Annotated in this window: 18 protein-coding genes and 1 pseudogene; 9 read left to right on the top strand and 10 right to left on the bottom strand. The window is 73.1% G+C overall.

Annotated features, from left to right (window positions below; translation table 11 throughout):
* Positions 1–190 precede the first annotated feature (190 nt).
* Both ACZ4SF_RS29035 and ACZ4SF_RS29040 read right to left on the bottom strand, forming a co-directional pair.
* Entirely contained in the window at positions 191–715 is a 525-nt protein-coding gene (locus ACZ4SF_RS29035; protein WP_468389833.1) for a DUF4232 domain-containing protein, read from the bottom strand.
* Positions 716–1,052: 337 nt separating this feature from the next.
* A complete protein-coding gene (locus tag ACZ4SF_RS29040) occupies positions 1,053–2,657 on the bottom strand; it encodes an alpha/beta hydrolase (protein ID WP_468389835.1) in 1,605 nt (534 codons plus the stop codon).
* 310 nt (positions 2,658–2,967) lie between these two features.
* Between ACZ4SF_RS29040 and ACZ4SF_RS29045 the strand changes: the two genes are divergently transcribed.
* On the top strand, positions 2,968–3,600 hold the full coding sequence (locus ACZ4SF_RS29045; protein WP_468389837.1) for a chaplin: 633 nt from the start codon (positions 2,968–2,970) through the stop codon (positions 3,598–3,600).
* A 410-nt stretch (positions 3,601–4,010) separates the two neighbouring features.
* Positions 4,011–4,865, top strand: coding sequence for a GNAT family N-acetyltransferase (locus tag ACZ4SF_RS29050; protein ID WP_468389840.1), 855 nt, complete (start codon positions 4,011–4,013; stop codon positions 4,863–4,865).
* On the opposite strand, the gene ACZ4SF_RS29055 is transcribed toward ACZ4SF_RS29050, so the two are convergent.
* Positions 4,843–6,072 (bottom strand): MFS transporter, encoded by a 1,230-nt coding sequence (locus tag ACZ4SF_RS29055; protein ID WP_468389842.1) that lies wholly within the window; start codon positions 6,070–6,072, stop codon positions 4,843–4,845. The two genes, ACZ4SF_RS29050 and ACZ4SF_RS29055, sit on opposite strands and share 23 nt — an antisense overlap.
* 59 nt (positions 6,073–6,131) lie before the next feature.
* On the opposite strand from ACZ4SF_RS29055, the gene ACZ4SF_RS29060 reads away from it, so the two are divergent.
* Positions 6,132–6,518: a MerR family transcriptional regulator gene (locus ACZ4SF_RS29060; RefSeq protein ID WP_468389845.1), complete on the top strand. Its 387-nt coding sequence runs from the start codon at positions 6,132–6,134 to the stop codon at positions 6,516–6,518.
* Positions 6,519–6,558: 40 nt separating this feature from the next.
* On the top strand, positions 6,559–7,335 hold the full coding sequence (locus tag ACZ4SF_RS29065) for a GNAT family N-acetyltransferase (RefSeq protein WP_468389848.1): 777 nt from the start codon (positions 6,559–6,561) through the stop codon (positions 7,333–7,335).
* Between the two features lies 1 nt (position 7,336).
* On the opposite strand, the gene ACZ4SF_RS29070 is transcribed toward ACZ4SF_RS29065, so the two are convergent.
* Entirely contained in the window at positions 7,337–7,600 is a 264-nt protein-coding gene (locus tag ACZ4SF_RS29070; protein WP_468389851.1) for a GlsB/YeaQ/YmgE family stress response membrane protein, read from the bottom strand.
* Positions 7,601–7,684: 84 nt separating this feature from the next.
* Here ACZ4SF_RS29070 and ACZ4SF_RS29075 point away from each other — a divergent pair.
* Positions 7,685–8,219 (top strand): annotated as a pseudogene (locus tag ACZ4SF_RS29075) (hydrolase); the annotation flags it as partial.
* Between the two features lie 58 nt (positions 8,220–8,277).
* Here ACZ4SF_RS29075 and ACZ4SF_RS29080 read toward each other — a convergent pair.
* Both ACZ4SF_RS29080 and ACZ4SF_RS29085 read right to left on the bottom strand, forming a co-directional pair.
* Positions 8,278–10,989: a glycoside hydrolase family 2 protein gene (locus tag ACZ4SF_RS29080; RefSeq protein ID WP_468389854.1), complete on the bottom strand. Its 2,712-nt coding sequence runs from the start codon at positions 10,987–10,989 to the stop codon at positions 8,278–8,280.
* 106 nt (positions 10,990–11,095) lie between these two features.
* Complete coding sequence (locus ACZ4SF_RS29085) at positions 11,096–12,280, bottom strand: ROK family protein (RefSeq protein WP_468389857.1); 1,185 nt, start codon at positions 12,278–12,280, stop codon at positions 11,096–11,098.
* Between the two features lie 118 nt (positions 12,281–12,398).
* Here ACZ4SF_RS29085 and ACZ4SF_RS29090 point away from each other — a divergent pair, with 118 nt between their 5' ends.
* Positions 12,399–13,832: an APC family permease gene (locus ACZ4SF_RS29090; RefSeq protein WP_468389860.1), complete on the top strand. Its 1,434-nt coding sequence runs from the start codon at positions 12,399–12,401 to the stop codon at positions 13,830–13,832.
* A gap of 184 nt (positions 13,833–14,016) precedes the next feature.
* Here ACZ4SF_RS29090 and ACZ4SF_RS29095 read toward each other — a convergent pair whose 3' ends face one another.
* Together ACZ4SF_RS29095 and ACZ4SF_RS29100 are read right to left on the bottom strand one after the other, a co-directional pair.
* Positions 14,017–14,451 (bottom strand): SPW repeat protein, encoded by a 435-nt coding sequence (locus tag ACZ4SF_RS29095; RefSeq protein ID WP_468389863.1) that lies wholly within the window; start codon positions 14,449–14,451, stop codon positions 14,017–14,019.
* Positions 14,452–14,540: 89 nt separating this feature from the next.
* Complete coding sequence (locus ACZ4SF_RS29100) at positions 14,541–15,221, bottom strand: sigma-70 family RNA polymerase sigma factor (protein WP_468389865.1); 681 nt, start codon at positions 15,219–15,221, stop codon at positions 14,541–14,543.
* 179 nt (positions 15,222–15,400) lie between these two features.
* Between ACZ4SF_RS29100 and ACZ4SF_RS29105 the strand changes: the two genes are divergently transcribed.
* A complete protein-coding gene (locus ACZ4SF_RS29105) occupies positions 15,401–16,432 on the top strand; it encodes a MerR family transcriptional regulator (protein WP_468389868.1) in 1,032 nt (343 codons plus the stop codon).
* 45 nt (positions 16,433–16,477) lie between these two features.
* Here the strand turns inward: ACZ4SF_RS29105 and ACZ4SF_RS29110 are convergent, their stop codons facing one another.
* Both ACZ4SF_RS29110 and ACZ4SF_RS29115 read right to left on the bottom strand, forming a co-directional pair.
* A complete protein-coding gene (locus ACZ4SF_RS29110; RefSeq protein ID WP_468389870.1) occupies positions 16,478–16,603 on the bottom strand; it encodes a hypothetical protein in 126 nt (41 codons plus the stop codon).
* Complete coding sequence (locus tag ACZ4SF_RS29115; RefSeq protein ID WP_468389873.1) at positions 16,600–17,970, bottom strand: cryptochrome/photolyase family protein; 1,371 nt, start codon at positions 17,968–17,970, stop codon at positions 16,600–16,602. The genes ACZ4SF_RS29110 and ACZ4SF_RS29115 overlap by 4 nt, the downstream gene beginning before the upstream one ends.
* Positions 17,971–18,137: 167 nt before the next feature.
* Here ACZ4SF_RS29115 and ACZ4SF_RS29120 point away from each other — a divergent pair, with 167 nt between their 5' ends.
* Positions 18,138–18,305 carry a hypothetical protein gene (locus tag ACZ4SF_RS29120; RefSeq protein ID WP_468389876.1) on the top strand — a complete coding sequence of 56 codons (168 nt, stop codon included), beginning with the start codon at positions 18,138–18,140 and terminating at the stop codon, positions 18,303–18,305.
* A gap of 257 nt (positions 18,306–18,562) precedes the next feature.
* Complete coding sequence (locus tag ACZ4SF_RS29125; protein WP_468389877.1) at positions 18,563–19,099, top strand: HXXEE domain-containing protein; 537 nt, start codon at positions 18,563–18,565, stop codon at positions 19,097–19,099.
* Positions 19,100–19,254: the final 155 nt, after the last annotated feature.

A 19,254-nucleotide genomic window follows, 5' to 3' on the forward strand; every position in this document is an offset into this window, starting at 1 on the left:
ACCGCTGGCCCTGCGTTCATGGCGGCTGCCGGTCCTGTGCTGAGGAGCGGCTGCCGGCCTTGCGTTCAGGGGAGGCTGTCGGCCCTGCGCTCGGCGGGGACCGCCGGCCCTGTGCTCGGCCGAAGCCGACTGCCCTGTTCCGGGCGGAGCCCGACGGCCCCGTGCTCGGGCCGAGCCGATGGTCCCGTGCTCAGCCGAGCCCGATGGCCCGGTCCGCGGCCGCCGCCGACCGCTGCCACCACGTCGTCACCGGCTCCCACACCAGGACCTGGCGGCCGGTGCCGAGCTGGGCGGCGGTGAAGGAGCGGCCCCACTGCGCGGCCGACGCCGCCACCGTCACCGAGCCCACCCGGCGGGCCTCGGGGTCCGCCCGGTCGGCGATGGTCCGCACGTCGGCGTAGGCCGTGCCACCCGCCGCGAGGCGGTAGGCGCCGGTGCCGCCCTCCGGCACCGGCAGCGCGGCACCGTCCAGATCCCCGAAGGTCACGGTGGGCACGCGGTCGACGACGCAGGCGCGGGCGCCGCGGTTGGTGACACCGACCCGCAGCACGGTCGGATCGGCAGACGCGGCCTTCGCCCGCACCGACAGCGACTTCTCGGCGCAGCGGACGGGACGCTCGTGGCCGGTGGCGGCCTGGGTCTGCGGTGCGGTGAGCAGCAGGGCCGCCGCGGCTGCGGAGGCGGCGGGCACGGTGAGGGCGGCGCGGATGTGCATGATGGTCTCCCCCTGGGATGGTCTCGTACGGGAAGCGGCGGCCGAGGCGCGCCTGCCCAGTGTGACGGCCGGCATGCCCGGCGGGTTGCCCCGGATCGCCGCTGTTACCCGGTTGCACCCCGTTGCACCCCTTCGGTCACCGGTCGGTGATGGGCCTGCGCACCGGTGGGCGGTGGGCGCACGCAACAGTGGTGGGCGTACGACCAGCGGCCGGTGGGCGTGCGTACCGGCGAGCGATGGGTGCACGCACCGGTCGGCGGTGGACGTACGCCCCGGTGGTGGACGTACGTACCGGCGGGGCGGTGGGTGCGCGCACCGGTCGGTGATGAGGGGCTCGTCAGCCGGACGCGGTTCCGGTGCCGCTCCTGCCGCGCTGGTCCGCCGGGCAGGAGCTGCCGTTCGCCGGCAGTGAGCCGTACAGCAGGAAGTCGTTGACCTTGCGGTGCACGCACTTGGACGAGGTGTACCCGGTGTGCCCCTCGCCCTTGTTGTCGAGCACCACGGCCGCCGGGCCGAGCCGCCGGGCCGTCTCCATGGTCCACCGGTACGGCGTCGCCGGGTCGCCGCGAGTCCCCACGAGCAGCATCTTCGCCGACCGGACGTTCTTCACCTCGTCGCGGATGAAGTCGGTGCCCGGGGGTCGGCCGTAACACAGGAGCAGCTCGGTGAGGCGGAAGCGGCCGAAGACCGGCGAGGCCCGGTCGTACGCGGCCCGGAGGTCCTTCAGGTTCTTGGTGATCTGCGCCGCGGTGGGCCGGTCGGGGTCGTCCGCGCAGTTGATCGCCATCAGCGCGGCCGGCAGGTTGTCCGTCGGGACGTCCTGGGCGTCGACCAGCCCGCCGTCCTCGCGGTGATGGCCGCGGGGCACACGTATGCCGCCCGACGAGAAGGCCAGCACGCGCCGGGTGTCGCCGTCCTCGACCAGCGAGGCCAGCGCCTGCTGCAGGGAGGGCCACAGTTCCCGGTCGTAGAGGGCCTGCCCGACGGCTCCCACCAGGTCCTGGCCGGAGAACGCGCCGCCGAAGTCCGTGGGCACCGGGTTCTCGTCGAGCGAGCGCACCAGCCGGAGCACCTCCTCCCCGGCCGCGCGCGGATCTTGTCCGAACGGACAGGCGAGATCGCTCGTACACCAGTCCAGGAAGTCGTTCAGCGCCGTCTGCTGCCCCTCCGCGCCGGCCAGCCCCTGCTCGGCCAGCGGCTCGGTCAGCGTGTCCACACCGTCGAGCACGACCCGGCCGACCTTGCCCGGGAACTGCGCCGCGTACACCGCGCCGAGCCGGCTGCCGTAGGAGAAACCGAGGTAGTTGAGCTTGTTGTCGCCGAGTGCCTGGCGGATGACGTCCAGGTCACGGGAGGCGTTCACGGTGCCGATGTGGCGCAGCACCGGGCCCGAGTGCCGGGCGCAGTCCTTGGCGGCCTGCTGCAACTGCCCGAGCAGCACCTGTGGACGGCTGAGATCGACGTCCTCCTGTGTGACGGCCGCGACCTCGTCACTGCCCTCGCCGCAGCTGACGGGGGAGGAGCGGCCGACCCCGCGCGGGTCGAAGGTGACCACGTCGTAGCCATTGGTCAGGTCCATGAACTGCCGGCCCTCGGCGGCCAGCCCCGGGATGCCGGGGCCGCCGGGGCCGCCGAAGTTCAGCACTACCGAGCCGTGCGGCGTCCCGGTGGCGCGATAGCGGGCCAGCGCCAGATCCAGGGTGCCCGTCTGCGGCCTCGCGTAGTCGAGCGGGACGGTGACCTTCCCGCACTGCAGGTCCTCCGGCATGTCCGGGCCCTGGCAGGCGCCCCAGGTCACCTTCTGCCGGTAGAACCGGGACAGGTCGGGCTGGGGCTGATCGGCGGCAGCCGTCGGCAGTCCGGCGCCGAGCAGCGCCAGGGCCAGTGCCGAGGCACCCGCGCAGCGCCGCACGGCGGACCGTGTGGACAGCATGGCCAGCATCGATCGCCTCCCGGGGCGCGCGGCCGTCGCGGACCGGGGACGGCACCCTCGGATCACCATAAGCGGGCCCCGGACGGCACGCCTCCGGGCGAGCGGGACGGCAGCGACGGTCGTATTCTTCGCACCCGGCAAGACCGCTGAAGATCGCTAAGAGGCTTTACACCTAGTTCGATAACAGTGGCGCTCGATGGGGTGAAAGACCGATAAGGCATAACTCCGATGGTTCGCCTGCGTTTTACGAGGTGCGGGTGACTGCCCGCGACGATCTCTGGAAGGCAGGGAAGCAATGAGACGGGCTACCCGAAACAGTGTGATCGCCGTCGCCGCCGCGTCCGGCGCGATGGCCGTGGCACTCCCGGTGTCCGCCGCCTTCGCGGCCGACGGGGCCGGCGCCGAGGGCTCCGCGGCCGGCTCGCCAGGGCTGCTCTCCGGCAACGGCATCCAGCTCCCGGTGCACGTGCCGGTGAACGTGTGCGGCAACACCGTGAACGTCGTGGGGCTGCTCAACCCGGCCGCGGGCAACGCCTGCGCGAACACCGGCTCCGCGAAGCACGGCAAGGCGGCAGACCCGGGCGGGGCGTCCGCCCGGGGCGACGTCACCGACTCGCCCGGGGTGATCTCGGGCAACGGCATCCAGCTCCCGGTCCACGTGCCGGTGAACGTCACCGGCAACAGTGTCGACGTGGTCGGCGTGGGAAATCCGGCCGAGGACAACCACTCGTCCAACGGCCCCGGCGACCCACCCCCCACCCCGAAGCCGCGCGCCCCGCACCCCGCGGCCCCCGCCCGGCCCCACCCCGCCCCGCACACCCCGCGCCCGGCGGCGTCCACCCTGGCCCACACGGGAGCGGATGTGACGGGCCCGGCCGCAGCCGGCAGCGCGGCGCTCCTCGTCGCGGGGGCCACCCTGTACCGCCGGTACCGCCCGGGCCGCACCCGCTGACCCACCCGCGATCGGCCCCACCGGACGCCGCGGCGGTGGGGCCGACGCAGTGGACCTGGCGAAGGCCCCGGCCGACCGGACGGGGCACGCGGGCGGAGCCGGCGAGCACCACACTGCGTCCGGTGCCCGAACCGCGTGCCGCAGCGGGCCGTGGGACACGGTGCGCACGCACTGAACTCCTCATGGCCTGGCTTCCGTTGCACGGCATCGCCGCTGATCTCGCCGTCGCACGGCCTCCGTTGCCCGGTGCGCATCGGCTGGACCCCTCGTGGCGTGGCTTCCGTTGCACGGTGTCTATCGGCCGATCTCCCCGTGGCGCGGCCCCCGTTGATCCGGAAGGATGCTACGGGCGGCCCGGCCGAGGGCCATGCCGTACGACAGCCCGACCCCGACGGAAACGGAGCGCACCCATGACCTCTGCGGCCCCCCACGACCTCGTCGTCACGCAGGCCACCCTCGCCGACTGGCCGGTGATCAGCGGGTGGGCGGCGGCGGAGGGATGGAACCCCGGGCTCTCCGACGGACCCGCGTTCTTCGCCCAGGACCCCGACGGGTTCTTCCTCGGCCGGATCGCCGGCGAACCGGTGTCGGCCATCTCCGTCGTCAACTACGGCACCGCCTACGCCTTCCTCGGCTGCTACCTGGTCCGCCCCGACCTGCGTGGGCAGGGACACGGCCTCACCACGTGGAAGACCGCCCTGGCGCACGCCGGGGACCGGACCGTCGGTCTCGACGGAGTCGTCGCCCAGCAGGACAACTACCGCCAGTCCGGCTTCGAACTCGCCTACCGCACCGTCCGGTTCTCCGGCACCGCCACCGAGAGCGAGACGCCCGTCGGCGTCCGCCCCGCCCGAGCCGCCGACCTCGCCGCGGTCACCGCCTACGACAGCGCCTGCCAGCCCGCCGACCGACCGCGTTTCCTCGCCGAGTGGCTCACCGGTCCCGGTCACCGTGCCGTCGTCCGCGAGGACGGCGGGCACATCACCGGCTACGGCGTGATCCGCCCCGGCCATGACGCCCTGCGCATCGGCCCGCTGTTCGCCGACACCGCCGACGACGCCCGTGCCCTGTTCGCCGCCCTCACCGCGGACGCCGCCGGCCGTGAAGTCGCCATCGACGTGCCCGAGCCGAACGCGGCCGGCGTCGCCCTGGCCGAACAGGCAGGACTCCGGCCCTCTTTCGAGACCGCCCGCATGTACACCGGTTCGGTGCGCGAGCACGCCCGGGAGCGTGTCTTCGGCGTCACCACGCTCGAACTCGGCTGACTTCCACGGGCGCCTCCGGATGTGTGCCGCGCCGCCCGGCCGGGAAGGCGTACCGGCGCCCCGCCGCGACCGTCGCCAGGGCCAGCAGCACCGGTGGGAGCGCGGTCCACGGCAGCGCCCCCGGGCCCACCGCGTCCAGGGCCAGGCCGCCGGTGAGCGAACCGGCGGCGATGCCCGCGTTGTACACCGTGGTCTGCAGCGAGGTCGCCACATCGGCGTGGGCCGGTCCCGACGCGTTCACCAGCGCGGTCTGGATCAGCGTCGGCGCCCCGCCGAAGGCCACGCCCCACAGCGCCACCGCGCCGGCCAGCGGCACCGCCGTTCCGGCGCCCGGCCCCAGCACCAGGAGCACGGCCGCGAGCAGCGTGAGCGCCGCGAGCAGCGTGGGCCGGGGATGCCGGTCGATCAGGGCGCCGGTGACCCAGATCCCGGCCACCGTGGCGGACCCGAACACCACGAGCAGCACACCCGTGCGGCCGTACCCGGCATGCGCGGCGAACGGGGCGACGTACGTGTACATCACCTGGTGGCCCAGCAGCAGGAACAGCGTCACGGACAGCACCGGACGGATGCCGGGGCGCACCGCGACCCGGACGAGCGGCACGCGCGCGTGCGCCGGCTCGCCGGGGAGGCCGGGAACCCGGAGCCGTACCCACCACACGAGCAGCACCGACAGCACGGCCAGCGCGCCGAACGCCGTCCGCCAGCCCACCGCACCCGCCAGCGCGGTACCGGCGGGCACCCCCAGTGCCAGGGCCAGGGTGATCCCGGCCAGGACCACGGCGATGGCCCGGCCGCGCCGCTCGGCCGGCACCATCCGGGCCGCGTACCCGGCGAGCATCGCCCACAGCGTGCCGCCGGTCGCGCCGGCCAGCAGCCGGGCCGCGAAGGTGAGTGGGTACGACGACGAGAGCGCGACCAGCGCGTTGCTGAGCGCGAAGCCCATGAGCGCACCGCAGAGCACCGGCCGCCGGGGCAGCCCGCGCAGAGCGGCGGTGACCGGGACCGCGGCCAGGAACGAGGCGGCGGCGTAGGCGGTCACGAGAAAGCCGACCCGGGACTCGGCGACGCCGAGCCCGGGTGCCATCGCGGGCAGCAGGCCCGCCGGGAGGAGTTCGGTCAGCACGGCGGTGAACGCGGCACAGGACAGGGCCAGCAGCCCCGACCACGGCAGCGGACCGCCCTTGACCTGGGAGGACGGGGTCATGCGACCATGGTGAAAGCTTCACATCAGTGTGAAGGTCAAGTGTTGCCGAGGAGACGGCCATGCGGATCGGTGAACTGTCACGCCGTACGGGCGTTCCGACCCGCCTGCTGCGCTACTACGAGGAACAGCGCCTCCTGCGCCCGGACCGCGCCGGGAACGGCTACCGCGACTACCCCGAGTCCGCGGTCGCCGAGGTGCAGCAGATCCGCGGCCTGCTGGACTCCGGCCTCACCACCGAGATGATCCGCGCGATCCTGCCGTACCTGTGCGGGACCGGCCATCTCGTGCCGGACCCCGAGAGCGTGCCGCCGGAGACGGCCGCCCTGCTGCAGGGGCACATCGACCGCATCCAGTCCCGCATCGACTGCCTGGCCCGCAACCGCGACCGGCTCAGCGCCTACCTGGCGGCGGTACGGCCGGGTGCCGGGGCGCGCGTCCGCCGGTAATCCGATTGCCGCGCCTGGCCGTTGTTGCTGGAGTGAGGGCATGAACCGCACTGCCGTCCTCGCCCTGTACGACCGGGTCGTGCGTGAGGGCGCCCGGCCCGACGGCCCGGGGGCCCGGGTCGAGCGGTCCGGCGCGGTGGTGCGTCAGGTCGCGGATCCGCAGGGCTGGAACGGCGTGCTCTGGTCCGGCCTGGACGCGGCGGGCGCGGACCGCGCGATCCAGGAGCAGATCGCCCGCTTCACCGAGCTGGGCCAGGACTTCGAGTGGAAGCTCTACGGCCATGACGAGCCGGCGGACCTCGCCGACCGGCTTCTCGCCGCCGGCTTTCGGGCCGAGCCCGAGGAGACGCTGATGATCGGCGAGGCGGCCGGGCTCGCACCGGCCACCGCGCCCCCGGACGGCATCCGTCTCGTGCAGGTCACCGACCCGGCCGGCGTCGAACTCGTCGTGGACGTGCACGAGAAGAGCTTCGGTACCGACGGCACCCGGCTGCGGCACCAGCTGCTCGCGCGCCTGGCCGCCGACCCCGCGACCGTCGTCGCCGTGGTCGCCCTCGCCGGTGCCGAACCCGTCAGCGCCGCCCGCATGGAACTGGTTCCGGGCACCCCGTTCGCCGGGCTGTGGGGCGGCGGCACCGTCGAGGCCTGGCGGGGTCGGGGGATCTACCGTGCCCTCGTCGCCCACCGGGCCCGGGTCGCCGCCGCCCGCGGCTACCGCTACCTCCAGGTCGACGCCTCACCCCAGAGCCGCCCGATCCTGGAGCGCCTCGGCTTCCATGTGCTGAGCACCACGACGCCGTACCACTACGGAAACTGACTCACCGCAGGGCGCGGGTCCGGTCCAGCGCGGCCACACCCAGCGCCGCCAGGGCGATCTGGATGAACCACTCGATCCAGTCGGGCCCCTCGGTGTCGGCGACCCCGAACCCGGCGGCGACCGCCGAGCCCAGCAACGCGGCCACGATGCCGACCACGATGGTCCACAGGACGCCGATGTGCTGCCGTCCGGGGACGACCAGCCGGCCCAGCACACCGATGACGAGACCGATCACGACGGCGCTGATCACGCCCGAAATCTCCATGGCCTTCCCTCTTCGACGCTCCTGCTTGCCCTGTTGCCGAGGCAAGTGCCCGCTGTGGGCGGAGCCACGCCGCTCCGGCAGTGGGCCCTCAACGCCACCGAGTGGCTGGTCGGTGCGGGCGGCGGCGGGGGCGGTGGCGGCACCTGCACGGCCGCCCAGCTGCTGGCCGACCCCGGGCTTCGAGTCCGGCTCCGCCTCCTGGACCGCGTCCAGCGGTGTCATCACCGACGACACCGGCGAGGCCGCCCGCACCGGCTCCTTCAAGGCCTGGCTGAACGGCTACGGCTCGGCCCACACCGACACCCTCGCGCAGATGGTGACCATCCCCGCCGGGTGCACGAGCGCAACCCTGAGCTTCCAGCTCCACGTCGACACCGCCGAGACGACCGCCTCGACGGCCTACGACACCCTGAAGGCACAGGTCGTGGGCAGCAGCGGAACGGTGCTGTCGACCCTCGCGACCTACTCGAACCTGAACGCGGCCGGCGGCTACACCCGGCACAGCTTCAACCTCGCGAGTTACGCGGGTCAGACCGTCACGATCAAGTTCACCGGCACCGAGGGCGCCACCCTCCAGACGTCGTTCGTCATCGACGACGCCGCACTCGACGTCGGCTGAGCCACGGAAAAGAGGGGGCGAGCCACCAGGGCCCGCCCCCCTTCTTCCTGCGTGCGCGTCAGCTCGTGGGCACCGTCCGCTCCGCGGTGTTCCATCCGGAGACCCGCACGCCCGGTGCCGATCCGTGCAGGTCGGCCGTCCGGTAGGTGGCGGTCAGCGTCACCGACTCACCCGGCCACAGGCTCACCTCGTTGTCCGACCAGCGCACGGGCAGCACCGGCCTGCCCCGTTCGTCGACGAGGTGGACGTCCGTCAGCAGCGCCGGCGTCTTCCCACTGCCGGAGTGGCGCAGGGTCACCGTCGTGGTCGACGTGCCGTCCGACGTCGTCGTGGCCGCCGTCACCGACAGCTGCGCCTGTGCCATCGAGGCGAGCCCCTTGAGGTCGGCGTACTCCGTCGTCGGCGTGTAGTACCAGGTGGTGCCGTTCCAGTCGAGGGTGTCGGGGCTGGTGGAGAGCCAGTACACGTTCCGGCTCACCTCTTTGCCCGCCGCGTCCGTCAGCACCAGCCGGAGCAGATGGGTCCGCGACAGCCCGCTCACCGAGGACGGCAGGGTGAGGGCACTGCCGTGCGCCCCGTCGCCGTCCACCGTCAGCCCCGTCACCGTCTTGTCGTACTTCTGGGTGCCGTCGGGGTCGAACAGGGTGGCGCGGGCGGTGAGGCCCTCGGCGGGGGTGTGCCGGTTGTTCACCACGACGACCGAGCGGTCGTCGTAGGAGTACTGGACGTGCAGCGGCTCGTTCGCCTTCTTCGCGCCGAAGTAGGCTCCGTTCTGGTCCAGGTAACGGTCGGTCAGCTGCCAGTGCAGGGACGTCCATCCGCTGTTGAACATCCAGTGGATCACCCCGGTGGCGGGCCCGTTCGTGTCCGTCGCGTTGCGCCCGTACGCCTCGTACTGGGCGCGGACGTTCTCGTACTGCGCCAGCTGGGCCTTGCGTACGTAGTCGGCGAGGCTCGTCGGGGCGCCGTAGCGGCCGGTGAGTGCCTTGTCGTAGATGCGGAGCGTGCCGAAGGTGACGGACGGCGAGCGGTGGTACTGCTTCGCGTCGGGGTTCTTCCAGAGGGTGTCCAGTTCGGCCGGGGTCATCATCCGGCGCAGGGTGTCCAGGGTCGGGATGCTCGGGCCCGCGCTGGTCTCGGAGTTGAAGCCGGTGGCCCCGCCCTCGCGCTTGGCGTACCAGTAGCCGGGCGGCACCCAGTCGTAGGGTCCCGTCATCTTCATGCCCGAAGCACCGAGCTTCGGGGAGGACGCGTCGGACGCGGCGGGGATCACGGGGACCGGCCAGTCGGCGGCCCGCAGGGCTTCCAGGTAACCGTTCTCGATCGTCGCGTTCGGTGCGGAGTCGCTGCCGATCAGGAAGGACAGCACGCTCGGGTGCCCGCGCAGCCGGGCGGCCTCGGCGGCCATGGACGCCTTCGCGACGATGTGGTCGGTGTCCGTCCACCGCTCTCCGGAGCCGCTGGGGTTGACCTCGCCCTCCCATTTGTCGCAGCACTCCCAGCCCGGCAGGGTCAGCACGCCGTGCCGGTCGGCCAGGTCGAAGAACTCGTCCGGCTCCAGGTGGCCTTCCAGGCGGATCGTGTTCAGGCCCAGGTCGACGGCGTACTTCAGGCGGTCCTCGACATAGCCGCGGTCCCAGCGCAGGAACTCGTCCGGGGACCAGCCGCCGCCCTTGATCAGCAGTGCCCGGCCGTTGATCCGGTACTGACGGGCGCCGTCGGCGTTCAACGGGGCCTGCACGTCACGGATGCCGAAGGTCTCGTGCGCGGTGTCCGACACCGTACCGGCGACGGAGGCGGTGAGGTCGAGGTCGTACAGCGGCTGTCCGCCCATCCCGGCCGGCCACCACACCTCGGGATCGGTGAGGTGCAGGCCGGGGGTGTCGGCGGGGGAGAAGGTGACGGTCTTCGTCTCGTGCGCGGCGAGCGACACACTCCTGGTGAACCGCCTCCCGCCCACGCTGCCGCCGACCTCGGCCGTGACCGGTGCGTCCGTGTCGTTGCGGGCCCGGGCCTTCACCGTCAGGTCGGCGGTGGCCAGCGACGGCACGGCCAGCTTGGTGACCACGTGCGCGTCGCGCAGCGCCACGGGGCCGCCCCTGCGGACCAGGACGTCCCGGACGAGACCCATGTTGCGGTCGGGCGGCGGCTGGAGCCAGTCGAGCCAGCCCATGGTCAGGTTCTTGTTCGGGTCGTTGGGCCGCACGCGGAAGGCGACCGTGTTCGTGCCGGACCTGACCTCGGAGGTGACGTCCAGCTCGTGGTGGGTGTAGGCACCGGTCACCGCTGCGGCGTCGGCGACCCGGTGGCCGTTGACATGGACGTCCGCGGCCGAGACGACTCCGCTGAAGTCGAGGTACGTGCGCTTGTCGGTGTCCGCGACGGTGAAGTCGGCCCGGTACCACCAAGGCACCTCGAAGTCGGCCTTCGTGATCCGCTGCTGGTTGGTGGAGTGGAACGGGTCGGCGTAGACGCCGTTGGCGAGCAGGGCGGCCAGTACCGTGGAGCGGGGGCCCGCCGGGTACCAGCCCCGGGCTGGATAGCCGGGGGAGGAGACGGCGGCCGCGGAGTCGCTCACCTTGGCCGTGGACTGCACGGCATAACCGGAGAGCGGGGTGCTGCTGCCGGCGGCGGAGGGGACGCTGATGGTCCGGGCGGACCGGTGCTGCTCCGTCGTGTCGGGCCCGTCCCAGGCACCGGTGGCGAAGGAGGCGGCCAGGGCGAGCAGCGCGGCGGCCGTGGGGATCCGGCGGGCGGGGCGAGGGAACACGGCGGTCTCCAGCCTCGTAAAGTTAGGAAACTTTACTAACCTATGTCACGCTAGGTCGCACTGCGTGGGCTGTCAACGACCGGCGGCGCCGTGGGCGTTGCCCGGGTCAGGTTCCGGCCGTCCGGCGCTCGAACACCATGTCACGAGCGGTGTCCAGAGCCGTGGCCACCGCGCCGAGCAGGACCGCGTCCTCGCCCAGACGGCTCGGTGCGATCCGGGGACGCAGCGGCGTGAGGGTGCGCAGGTGCTCCTGGACCGGCCGCAGCAGCAGGTCGACGCTGTGACCGACACCGCCGCCGAGCACCACGAGGTCCGGGTCGAGCACCGCGGCCGCGGCCGCCACGGTATGCGCGATCCGCTCGCCCTCCAGCTGCACCGCCCGGACGGCGGCCGGATGCCCCTGCCGGGCCGCGTCGAACACGGTCTTCGCGGTGAGCTGTCCGCTCATCCCGAACTGCCGGGCGGCCTCCACCACCGCCACCCCGGACACCGCGTCCTCCAGCCGCTCCGGCTTCTGCCGGCCGGGCCAGGGCAGGAAGCCGATCTCGCCTGCCAGTCCGTGGGCGCCCGTGAACAGCCGCCCCTCGCCGACGATCCCCATGCCGAGGCCGGTGCCGATCAGGATGTAGGCGAAGAGCCGGCTCCCCGCGCCGACACCGTAGGTGTACTCGCCGAGCGCCGCCAGATTGGCGTCGTTGTGCACCTCCAGGGGCACGCCCAGTTCCTCGCTCATCCGGTCGACGATCCCCGCCCGGCCCCAGCCCGGAAGATGCATCGCGTACCGCACCCGGCGCTGCTGCTCGTCGTACACACCGGGTGTGCCGACCACCCCGTGCACCACCTCGGCCGGATCCACCCCCGAGTTCGCCGTCACCTGGCGGGCGGTGTCCACGACCAGTGCGGCCAGCGCGGCCGAGGCGCGGGCCCGGTTGCGCACGTCGGCCCGGGCGACGACCGTGCCGTCCAGGTCGACCACCGCCACCCGCAGCCAGCCCCGCCCGATGTCCACGCCGAGCGCGTACCCGGCTGCCGGGTCGGGGGCGTACAGCACGGCGGTGCGCCCCCGCTCCGGAGCGTGCGTGCCGACCTCGTGAACCAGGCCGGCCGCCGCCAGTGAGGCGAGCGCGCTGGACACGGTCGGCTTCGACAGGCCTGTCTCCCGGGCCAGCTGGGCGCGCGAGGCGGCGCCGAGGCCGCGCAGCCGGTCCAGCAGCAACCGCTCGTTGGTGCTGCGCAGTCGGCGGCGGTTCCAGGGCTGTTCCTGCTGCTCCGTGACGTCACCTGCGCGCATCGCACCATTCTCGTGCATCCGTGTCGCGTACTTGACGCCCCTAGTAAGTCTCCTTAACTATGTCGGCCAGTCGGCCCCGCCGGGTGGGCCCGCAGCGCCCGGCGCGTCAGGAGTCCCCATGTCCGGTAGCCCGCCACCCACGGGTGGCTTCGTCCGTCGGGTCGGCCTGTTCCAGGCCACGGCGATCAACATGAGCCAGATGTGCGGCATCGGTCCGTTCGTGACGATCCCGCTGATGGTGGCCGCGTTCGGCGGCCCCCAGGCGGTCATCGGGTTCGCCGCGGGCGCGGTCCTGGCGCTGTGCGACGGGCTGGTCTGGGCCGAACTGGGAGCCTCGATGCCCGGCTCCGGCGGCAGCTACGTCTATCTGCGCCAGGCCTTCCAGTACCGCACCGGCCGCCTCATGCCGTTCCTCTTCGTGTGGACGGCGATGCTCTTCATCCCGCTGATCCTGTCCACGGGCGTGGTCGGGTTCGTCCAGTACCTGGGCTATCTCGCCCCCGGCCTGGGACAGACCGCCGGCGACCTGATCGGCCTCGGTGTCATCGCCTTCGTGGTCGTCCTGCTCTGGCGCGGCGTCGAGCACATCGCCCGCATCACCGTCGTGATGTGGACCGTGATGATCGCCTCGGTGCTGCTGGTGATCGTCGCCGCCGCGACCGACTTCAGCCCGCACCGCGCCTTCACCTATCCGGCGCACGCCTTCGACCTGACCAGCGACCACTTCTGGCTGGGCTTCGCCGCGGGCCTGACCATCGGCATCTACGACTACCTCGGCTACAACACCACCGCGTACATGGGCGCCGAGATCAAGGACCCAGGGCGCACCCTGCCGCGCTCCATCCTCCTGTCGATCCTCGGCATCATGGCGATCTACCTGCTGCTCCAGATCGGCACCCTCGGCGTCGTCGACTGGCACCGGATGACCGACCCGCAGGACATCGCCTCCACCTCGGTGGCCAGCGCGGTGCTGGAGGAGACCTGGGGAAAGGGTGCCGCCGACACGGTCACCGTGCTGATCCTGGTCACCGCGATCGCCTCCGTCTTCACCGGCCTGCTGGGCGGCTCCCGGGTGCCCTACGACGCCGCCCGGGACCGGGTCTTCTTCCGGCCGTACGAGAAGCTGCACCCCCGGCACCGCTTCCCGATGCTCGGCCTCGCCACCATGGGCGCGAGCACCGCCGTAGGGTTCCTGATCGGCCGCCACACCGACCTCGCCACCCTGATCCAGCTGCTCACCACGGTGATGGTCATCGTCCAGGCGCTCGCCCAGATCGTCGCACTGACCGTGCTGCGCAAGCGGCAGCCGGCCCTGCGCCGCCCGTACCGGATGTGGCTCTACCCCGTACCCGGCGTCGTCGCCTTCGCCGGCTGGTGCGTGATCTACGGCTACGCGGACAAGAACTCCCCGGGGCGCCATCCCGTCGAGTGGTCCCTGGCCTGGGTGGCGCTCGGCTGCGTGGCCTATGCGATCTGGGCACGGCGGGAACAGGTGTGGCCGTTCGGCCCGAAGGAGATCAGCGAGGAGTACGACGGGCTGGAAATGACCTAGAGTCACGGTCGTCGAAGAGTCCGAGTTCCGCGGCGTCCTGCCCTGCGCCGACGGCGCCTTCCGCAGCGAGCGCGTGGCGTCCGCCTTCACCGGGCCCAACCGACCCCTCCGAACACGGCGTAGGCCGGTCCGCCCGGGCGGACCGGCCACGCGGTTCCTCTCTTCCTTTCCTCGGTCTTCTCTTCTACGGCCTTGGAGTGCTCTTCGCTGCCGTACCGGCGCATACCGCCCCGAGGGCGAGAGCCAGGACTCCGATGACGATGTTGTTGACGATGACGCCCGCGTCCGGGCCGCGGCCCACGATCCATGGGGCGATGATCATCCAGATGCCCATGGCGCACATGGCCCAGCTGAGGCCGTACATCCGCTCGGGGGCGCGGGTGAATCCCAGTGCGAGCAGACCGATCGCGATGCCGAGGATCAGGTTGTGGGTCGCGAGGGCGGGCTGGCTCGCCGAGTAGTGCACGATCCACGGGGACGCGGCACAATACAGGCCGACAAGGAACACCGGCCCGTCGACGAGTGCCACATCACGACCGCCGAGCATGCGAGCGTAGCGTTCCTGCATTTCGGAGACATCGGGGTGGCTCGATATGTCACCCCTGTGCAAGTTGGCCATGAGTGGTCTCCTTTGCCTTTGCAGCCCAGACCGCGTCCGGTCCGGTGCGCGGTGAGCATCGCATAGTCCAGTTTGCTCTTATTTCTTCCTTATGTGTAGAGGTGGTCCAGAGTCCGGCGCAGCTGGTGCAGCCCCCGCCGCGCATGGCTCTTGACCGTGCCCAGCGGCCACCCCGTGCGCTCCGCGATCTGGGTCTGGGTGAGGTCCTCGTAGTAGGCCAGAAGCAGCACTCGCTGCTGGGGCCCGGGGAGCCGGGCCAGTGCGTGCCGTACGACGACACGGTCCAGCGTGACCTCGGGCCGTCCGGCCGCCGGCTCGTCCTGCGGCAGGGCAGCGCCGGCCGCCGCGACCAGCTCGCCGCGGCGGGTCCGGGCGGAGAGAGCGTCGGCGATCTTGCGCCGGGTGATCCCGGTGATCCACCCGGCCACCGTCCCGCGCTCGGGCCGGTACCCCGCGCAGCCGCGCCAGACGCCGAGGAAAACCTGCTGGGTGACGTCCTCGGCCTCCGCGGCGTCGCCCAGGGTGCGCCATGCCAGCGTGTGCACCATGCGCGACCAGCGGCGGTGGACCACTGCGAGACAGGCTTCGTCGCCGGCCGCCAGCCCCTGTACGAGGTGTTCGTCGCTGAACCCCGGCAGTGCGTCGGCGGCCCGGCCTCCCGGGGCTGCCGGGCCGCCGCCTGGGGCTGCCGGGCCGCCGACCCGGGCTGCGGGGGCGCCGCCCGGGGCGGCCGCGGTACCGGGCGCTGCGGCAGTCGCATCCAGGCTCATGACGACGGCTCCTTCGCCTCGGACGGGCCGGCCGGGGCGTCGCCCTCACCGGCACGGCGGACCGGCACGGCGGACCGGCACGCTGCCGGCCGTTGCGGGGCGTCGGCCCGTGTGTGCATGGTCCGAGCCGCTGCACCGAAGCAACAACTTGCATCGCTTCTGCGTCGTATCGTCGTGGAATGGACGCGAGCGAAGCTGCGCAGGCGCCGCAACCGGGAACCACCGAGCCGGCGCTGACCACCGGCGCGCTGGCCCGCCGGCTCGGTGTCTCGCCCACCACGCTCCGCTCCTGGGACCGCCGTTACGGCATCGGCCCCGCCGCACGCACCGACGGCCGGCACCGGCGCTGGACGCCCGAGGACGTGACCGTGCTGGAGGCCATGTGCCGGCTGACCGCGTCCGGCGTGCCGCCCGCCGAGGCCGCCCGGGCCGCGCGGGAGGAGCGGGAGGAGCGGGGGTGTCCGGCACCCTTCCGGCACCCGGACGACGCGACACCCCGGCCGACGGGGCCCGCCGGCCGAGCCGCCGTCGCCGTACCGGCCGACGAGGCCCGGCAGGAGGGCCGGGGCCTGGCCCGTGCGGCCGTCCGGCTCGACGCCCCCGCCGTGGAGGAGAGACTGGAGGCCGCCATGACCCGGTACGGCCTCCTCACCGCCTGGCAGGAGGTGATGGTGCCGACCCTGCATGCCGTGGGCCGCAAGTGGGCCTCGTCGGGGGACCGGTACGTGGAGGTGGAGCACCTGCTGTCCTGGCACGTGTCCACCGCGCTGCGCCGCCACACGCGACAGCCCGTGTCCACGGCCGGGACCACGGGAGCGGGCCCCGTGCTGCTGGCATGCGTCCCCGGCGAGCAGCACACGCTTCCGCTGGAGGCGCTCAACGCCGCACTGAGCCGGCTCGGTGTCCCGGCGCGGATGTTCGGCGCGGCGGTTCCGGCGGAGGCGCTTCTGGCGGCGGTACGGCGGCTGGGGCCCGCCGCCGTGGTGCTCTGGGCGCAAGCCCGCTCCACCGCGAGCCTGCCGCTGGCCGAGCACGTGGCCGCCCTGGAGTGGGGCGTCAAGGGAGCCCGGACGCAGCCGCTGGTGATTCTCGGCGGCCCCGGCTGGACCGGCCGCCCCGCCCGCGGCATGCTCCGCCCGACCGCGCTGAAGGAGGCCGTCGACACTTTGGCGGACGCCTACGGCGCCCCACCACCCGGCACGTCCGCATGACAGGGGTACGACGCGGACTCCGCTCGGCCGGGGTTCCCGGCCCGCTCATGCGCGGGCGCGTCTGAAGCGGGCCAGTCCGTCGGCGAGGTCGATGATCGGGGCGGGGTGGGTGCCGCAGGGCGGTCCGTCCTGGCGCGGACTCCGCTCGGCCGGGGTTCCCGGCCCGCTCATGCGCGGGCGCGTCTGAAGCGGGCCAGTCCGTCGGCGAGGTCGATGATCGGGGCCGGGTAGGTGCCGCAGGGCGACCCGTCCCGGTCTCGCAGCTTCCACGGCTCGTGCACCGCCGCGCCCGCCACCTCCCTCAGTTCGGGCACCCAGCGGCGGACGTAGGCGCCGTCGGGGTCGTGCCGCTTGGCCTGGGTGACGGGGTTGAGCACACGATTCGGGCGGGTGTCCGTGCCGGTGCCCGCGACCCACTGCCAGTTGAGCTGGTTGTCGGCCATGTCCCCGTCGACCAGAAGGTCCAGGAAGTGCCGGGCCCCTATCCGCCAGTCGACGTACAGCGTCTTGGCCAGGAAGCTCGCGGTCAGCAGGCGGGCCCGGTTGTGCATCCACCCTTCGTGGAGCAACTGGCGCATCGCCGCATCGACCACCGGATAGCCGGTGCGGCCCTCTCGCCACGCCTCGATGTCGTCCCGGGCCGTCCGCTCGGACCGCCAACGGTCGTGCTTCGTGCGGTAGTCGGCGGTGGCCGCACGGGGACGGGCCGCGAGCACCTGGTGATGGAAGTCCCGCCAGGCGACCTGCCGTACGAACGCCTCCGCGCCCGGGCCGCCCGCCCAGCGCGCCCGCTGGACCAGTTCGACGGGAGACAGCGTGCCGAAGTGCAGATGCGGCGAGAGCCGGGAGGTCGCGTCCCCGGCGAGGTCGTCGTGCCGGTCCGCGTAGCCGGCGACGCCGGAGCGGAGCCAGGCGGTGAGCCGCCTTCTGCCCATCGCCTCGCCGCCCTCGGCCAGCCCCGGCGAGACACCCGGCAGCGAGACGCGGGACGGCAGTTCCTCGGATCCGATGTCCGACGGGACGTGGACGGACCGGGGTGGCGCGAGGACGTCCCGCAGCCGCTGCCCCGACCACTGCCGGAAGTACGGCGTGAACACGGCGAAGTGGTCGGAGGAGGCCGGGGTCACCGCGCCGGGCGCCACGGCGGTGACCACCGAGTCGTGGACGTGCAGCCGCCGCCCCTCGGCCTCGAGGGCGCGCCGCAGCCGCCGCTCCCGCGACTGGGCGTACGCGCTCACGTCGCCGGCCATGTGCACCTCGTCGGCATCCGCCTCCGCGGCCACCTGGCAGACCACCTCCGCGACATCACCCGAGCGCACCACCAGCCGTCCGCCACGCTCGCGCAGCCCGGCGTCCAGGTCCCGCAGGCAGTCGGCGAGGAACGCCAGCCGGTTGGGCGCCGCGAAGCCGGCGGCGGCCACCCCCCGGTCGTAGACGAACAGCGGGACGACCTGACGGCGGTCGCTCAGCGCGGCTCGCAGGGGCGGATGGTCGTGCAGGCGGAGATCGGCGGTGAACAGGACGACCGAGACGTACATGGCGCGGCTCCGGGACGAATGGTGCGGACACTGAGCACTTCCCGCCGGACCGGGCCCGCGGATGCGCCTGCTTCCTTCAGGTGGTGACATGTCCGCCGAGGTCCGGGGCAGGCGGAGCAGTACAGGACGTACCGTTCCGCCCGATCCGACCGGAGGTGTCCGTCACCATGAGTGCGAAGGTGTTGGAGCGATTCCCCGCAGGCTCTCCCCGCGGCTCATGGCCGGCGGAGGAGTACGCGGCGGCCAGGCGTGCCGAGGGAGAGCCCGTCACCGTGGTGATGGACCTGAACTCGGACTCGTTCCTCGTGGTGCTGGCGGACCAGGGCGAGGACTGAGGAGCGCTCCGGGAAGCCGGTTCGAGGATCCGCCGGTCGCGCCTCCCCGAAGACCGACGGCCCGTGGCGCAGAGCCGGCCGGTCTCCGGCTGCGCTCCGCTCCTCACCCGGAGGGGTCGTACTTCTCCGGTCGGGGCGTCCTGCCCGGTCCGCCGCGCGTGGACCGTGGCGGCACCCGAAGGCAGGACGGCGGCGGCTCCGGCCTTGCCCGGGGCCGTGTACGCGCTGATCAACTCCGTCCGGCAGACTACGAGTTCATGAGACGACAAGCGCTGGACGCGGAGGCCTCCGTCACCTTCGGGCTGCTGGCCGCCTGGGCCCTGCACGACACCGAGGAACTGGTGATGGTGCCCCGCTGGGTGCGCACCCGGGTCCCGGAGCTGCGGAAGCGATACCCCGACGTGCCGGAAGGCGTATGGCGGCAACTGGAGGCGGTGGACGGACGCGAGTTCGCCACCGCCGTCGCCGCGATGGCCGTCGTGTTCGCTGCGGCCGCCGCCGACGGGTACCGGACCGGCGGACGGTCCGCCGTCTACCAGACGGTGCTCAACGGTTTCGGCCTGCACGGCGTGGTGCACCTGGCACAGGCGGCCGTGGTCCGGGGCTACACGCCGGGCTCCGTGACCAGCCCGCTGCTGGTCATCCCCTTCACCCTGTGGGCGCGCGGCCGGCTGCGCCGCGCGGGGGTGCTGCGCCCCGCCCGGCCGCGTGACGCGGTCCAGGCACTCGCGTTCGCCGGCGCGGCCGCGGTGGGCACGCACGCGTTGGCCCGCCGGGTGCTGCACCGCCGCTGACCGGTGGGTCCGGCGTGCTCGTGCCCGCCGGGCTGCCGCTGACGGGTGGGCGCGGTGTTCACGTGCCCGCTGGGCTGCCGCTGACCGGTTGGCGCGGTGTTCCTGTTCTGCTGGGCCGGCGCTGACCGGAGGCCGTGGTGGTCACGTGCCTGCCT

The sequence above is a fragment of the Streptomyces sp. NPDC027663 genome, from assembly GCF_055566415.1.

What these genes read in the sequence shown, in the direction of transcription:
- ACZ4SF_RS29060 (WP_468389845.1), top strand. Translation starts at nt 6,132, where the DNA reads ATGCGGATCGGTGAACTGTCACGCCGTACGGGCGTTCCGACCCGCCTG.
- ACZ4SF_RS29115 (WP_468389873.1), bottom strand. Translation starts at nt 17,970, where the DNA reads ATGTACGTCTCGGTCGTCCTGTTCACCGCCGATCTCCGCCTGCACGAC.
- ACZ4SF_RS29065 (WP_468389848.1), top strand. Translation starts at nt 6,559, where the DNA reads ATGAACCGCACTGCCGTCCTCGCCCTGTACGACCGGGTCGTGCGTGAG.
- ACZ4SF_RS29100 (WP_468389865.1), bottom strand. Translation starts at nt 15,221, where the DNA reads ATGAGCCTGGATGCGACTGCCGCAGCGCCCGGTACCGCGGCCGCCCCG.
- ACZ4SF_RS29070 (WP_468389851.1), bottom strand. Translation starts at nt 7,600, where the DNA reads ATGGAGATTTCGGGCGTGATCAGCGCCGTCGTGATCGGTCTCGTCATC.
- ACZ4SF_RS29055 (WP_468389842.1), bottom strand. Translation starts at nt 6,072, where the DNA reads ATGACCCCGTCCTCCCAGGTCAAGGGCGGTCCGCTGCCGTGGTCGGGG.
- ACZ4SF_RS29105 (WP_468389868.1), top strand. Translation starts at nt 15,401, where the DNA reads ATGGACGCGAGCGAAGCTGCGCAGGCGCCGCAACCGGGAACCACCGAG.
- ACZ4SF_RS29040 (WP_468389835.1), bottom strand. Translation starts at nt 2,657, where the DNA reads ATGCTGGCCATGCTGTCCACACGGTCCGCCGTGCGGCGCTGCGCGGGT.
- ACZ4SF_RS29095 (WP_468389863.1), bottom strand. Translation starts at nt 14,451, where the DNA reads ATGGCCAACTTGCACAGGGGTGACATATCGAGCCACCCCGATGTCTCC.
- ACZ4SF_RS29090 (WP_468389860.1), top strand. Translation starts at nt 12,399, where the DNA reads ATGTCCGGTAGCCCGCCACCCACGGGTGGCTTCGTCCGTCGGGTCGGC.
- ACZ4SF_RS29035 (WP_468389833.1), bottom strand. Translation starts at nt 715, where the DNA reads ATGCACATCCGCGCCGCCCTCACCGTGCCCGCCGCCTCCGCAGCCGCG.
- ACZ4SF_RS29085 (WP_468389857.1), bottom strand. Translation starts at nt 12,280, where the DNA reads ATGCGCGCAGGTGACGTCACGGAGCAGCAGGAACAGCCCTGGAACCGC.
- ACZ4SF_RS29125 (WP_468389877.1), top strand. Translation starts at nt 18,563, where the DNA reads ATGAGACGACAAGCGCTGGACGCGGAGGCCTCCGTCACCTTCGGGCTG.
- ACZ4SF_RS29120 (WP_468389876.1), top strand. Translation starts at nt 18,138, where the DNA reads ATGAGTGCGAAGGTGTTGGAGCGATTCCCCGCAGGCTCTCCCCGCGGC.
- ACZ4SF_RS29110 (WP_468389870.1), bottom strand. Translation starts at nt 16,603, where the DNA reads ATGAGCGGGCCGGGAACCCCGGCCGAGCGGAGTCCGCGCCAGGACGGA.
- ACZ4SF_RS29050 (WP_468389840.1), top strand. Translation starts at nt 4,011, where the DNA reads ATGACCTCTGCGGCCCCCCACGACCTCGTCGTCACGCAGGCCACCCTC.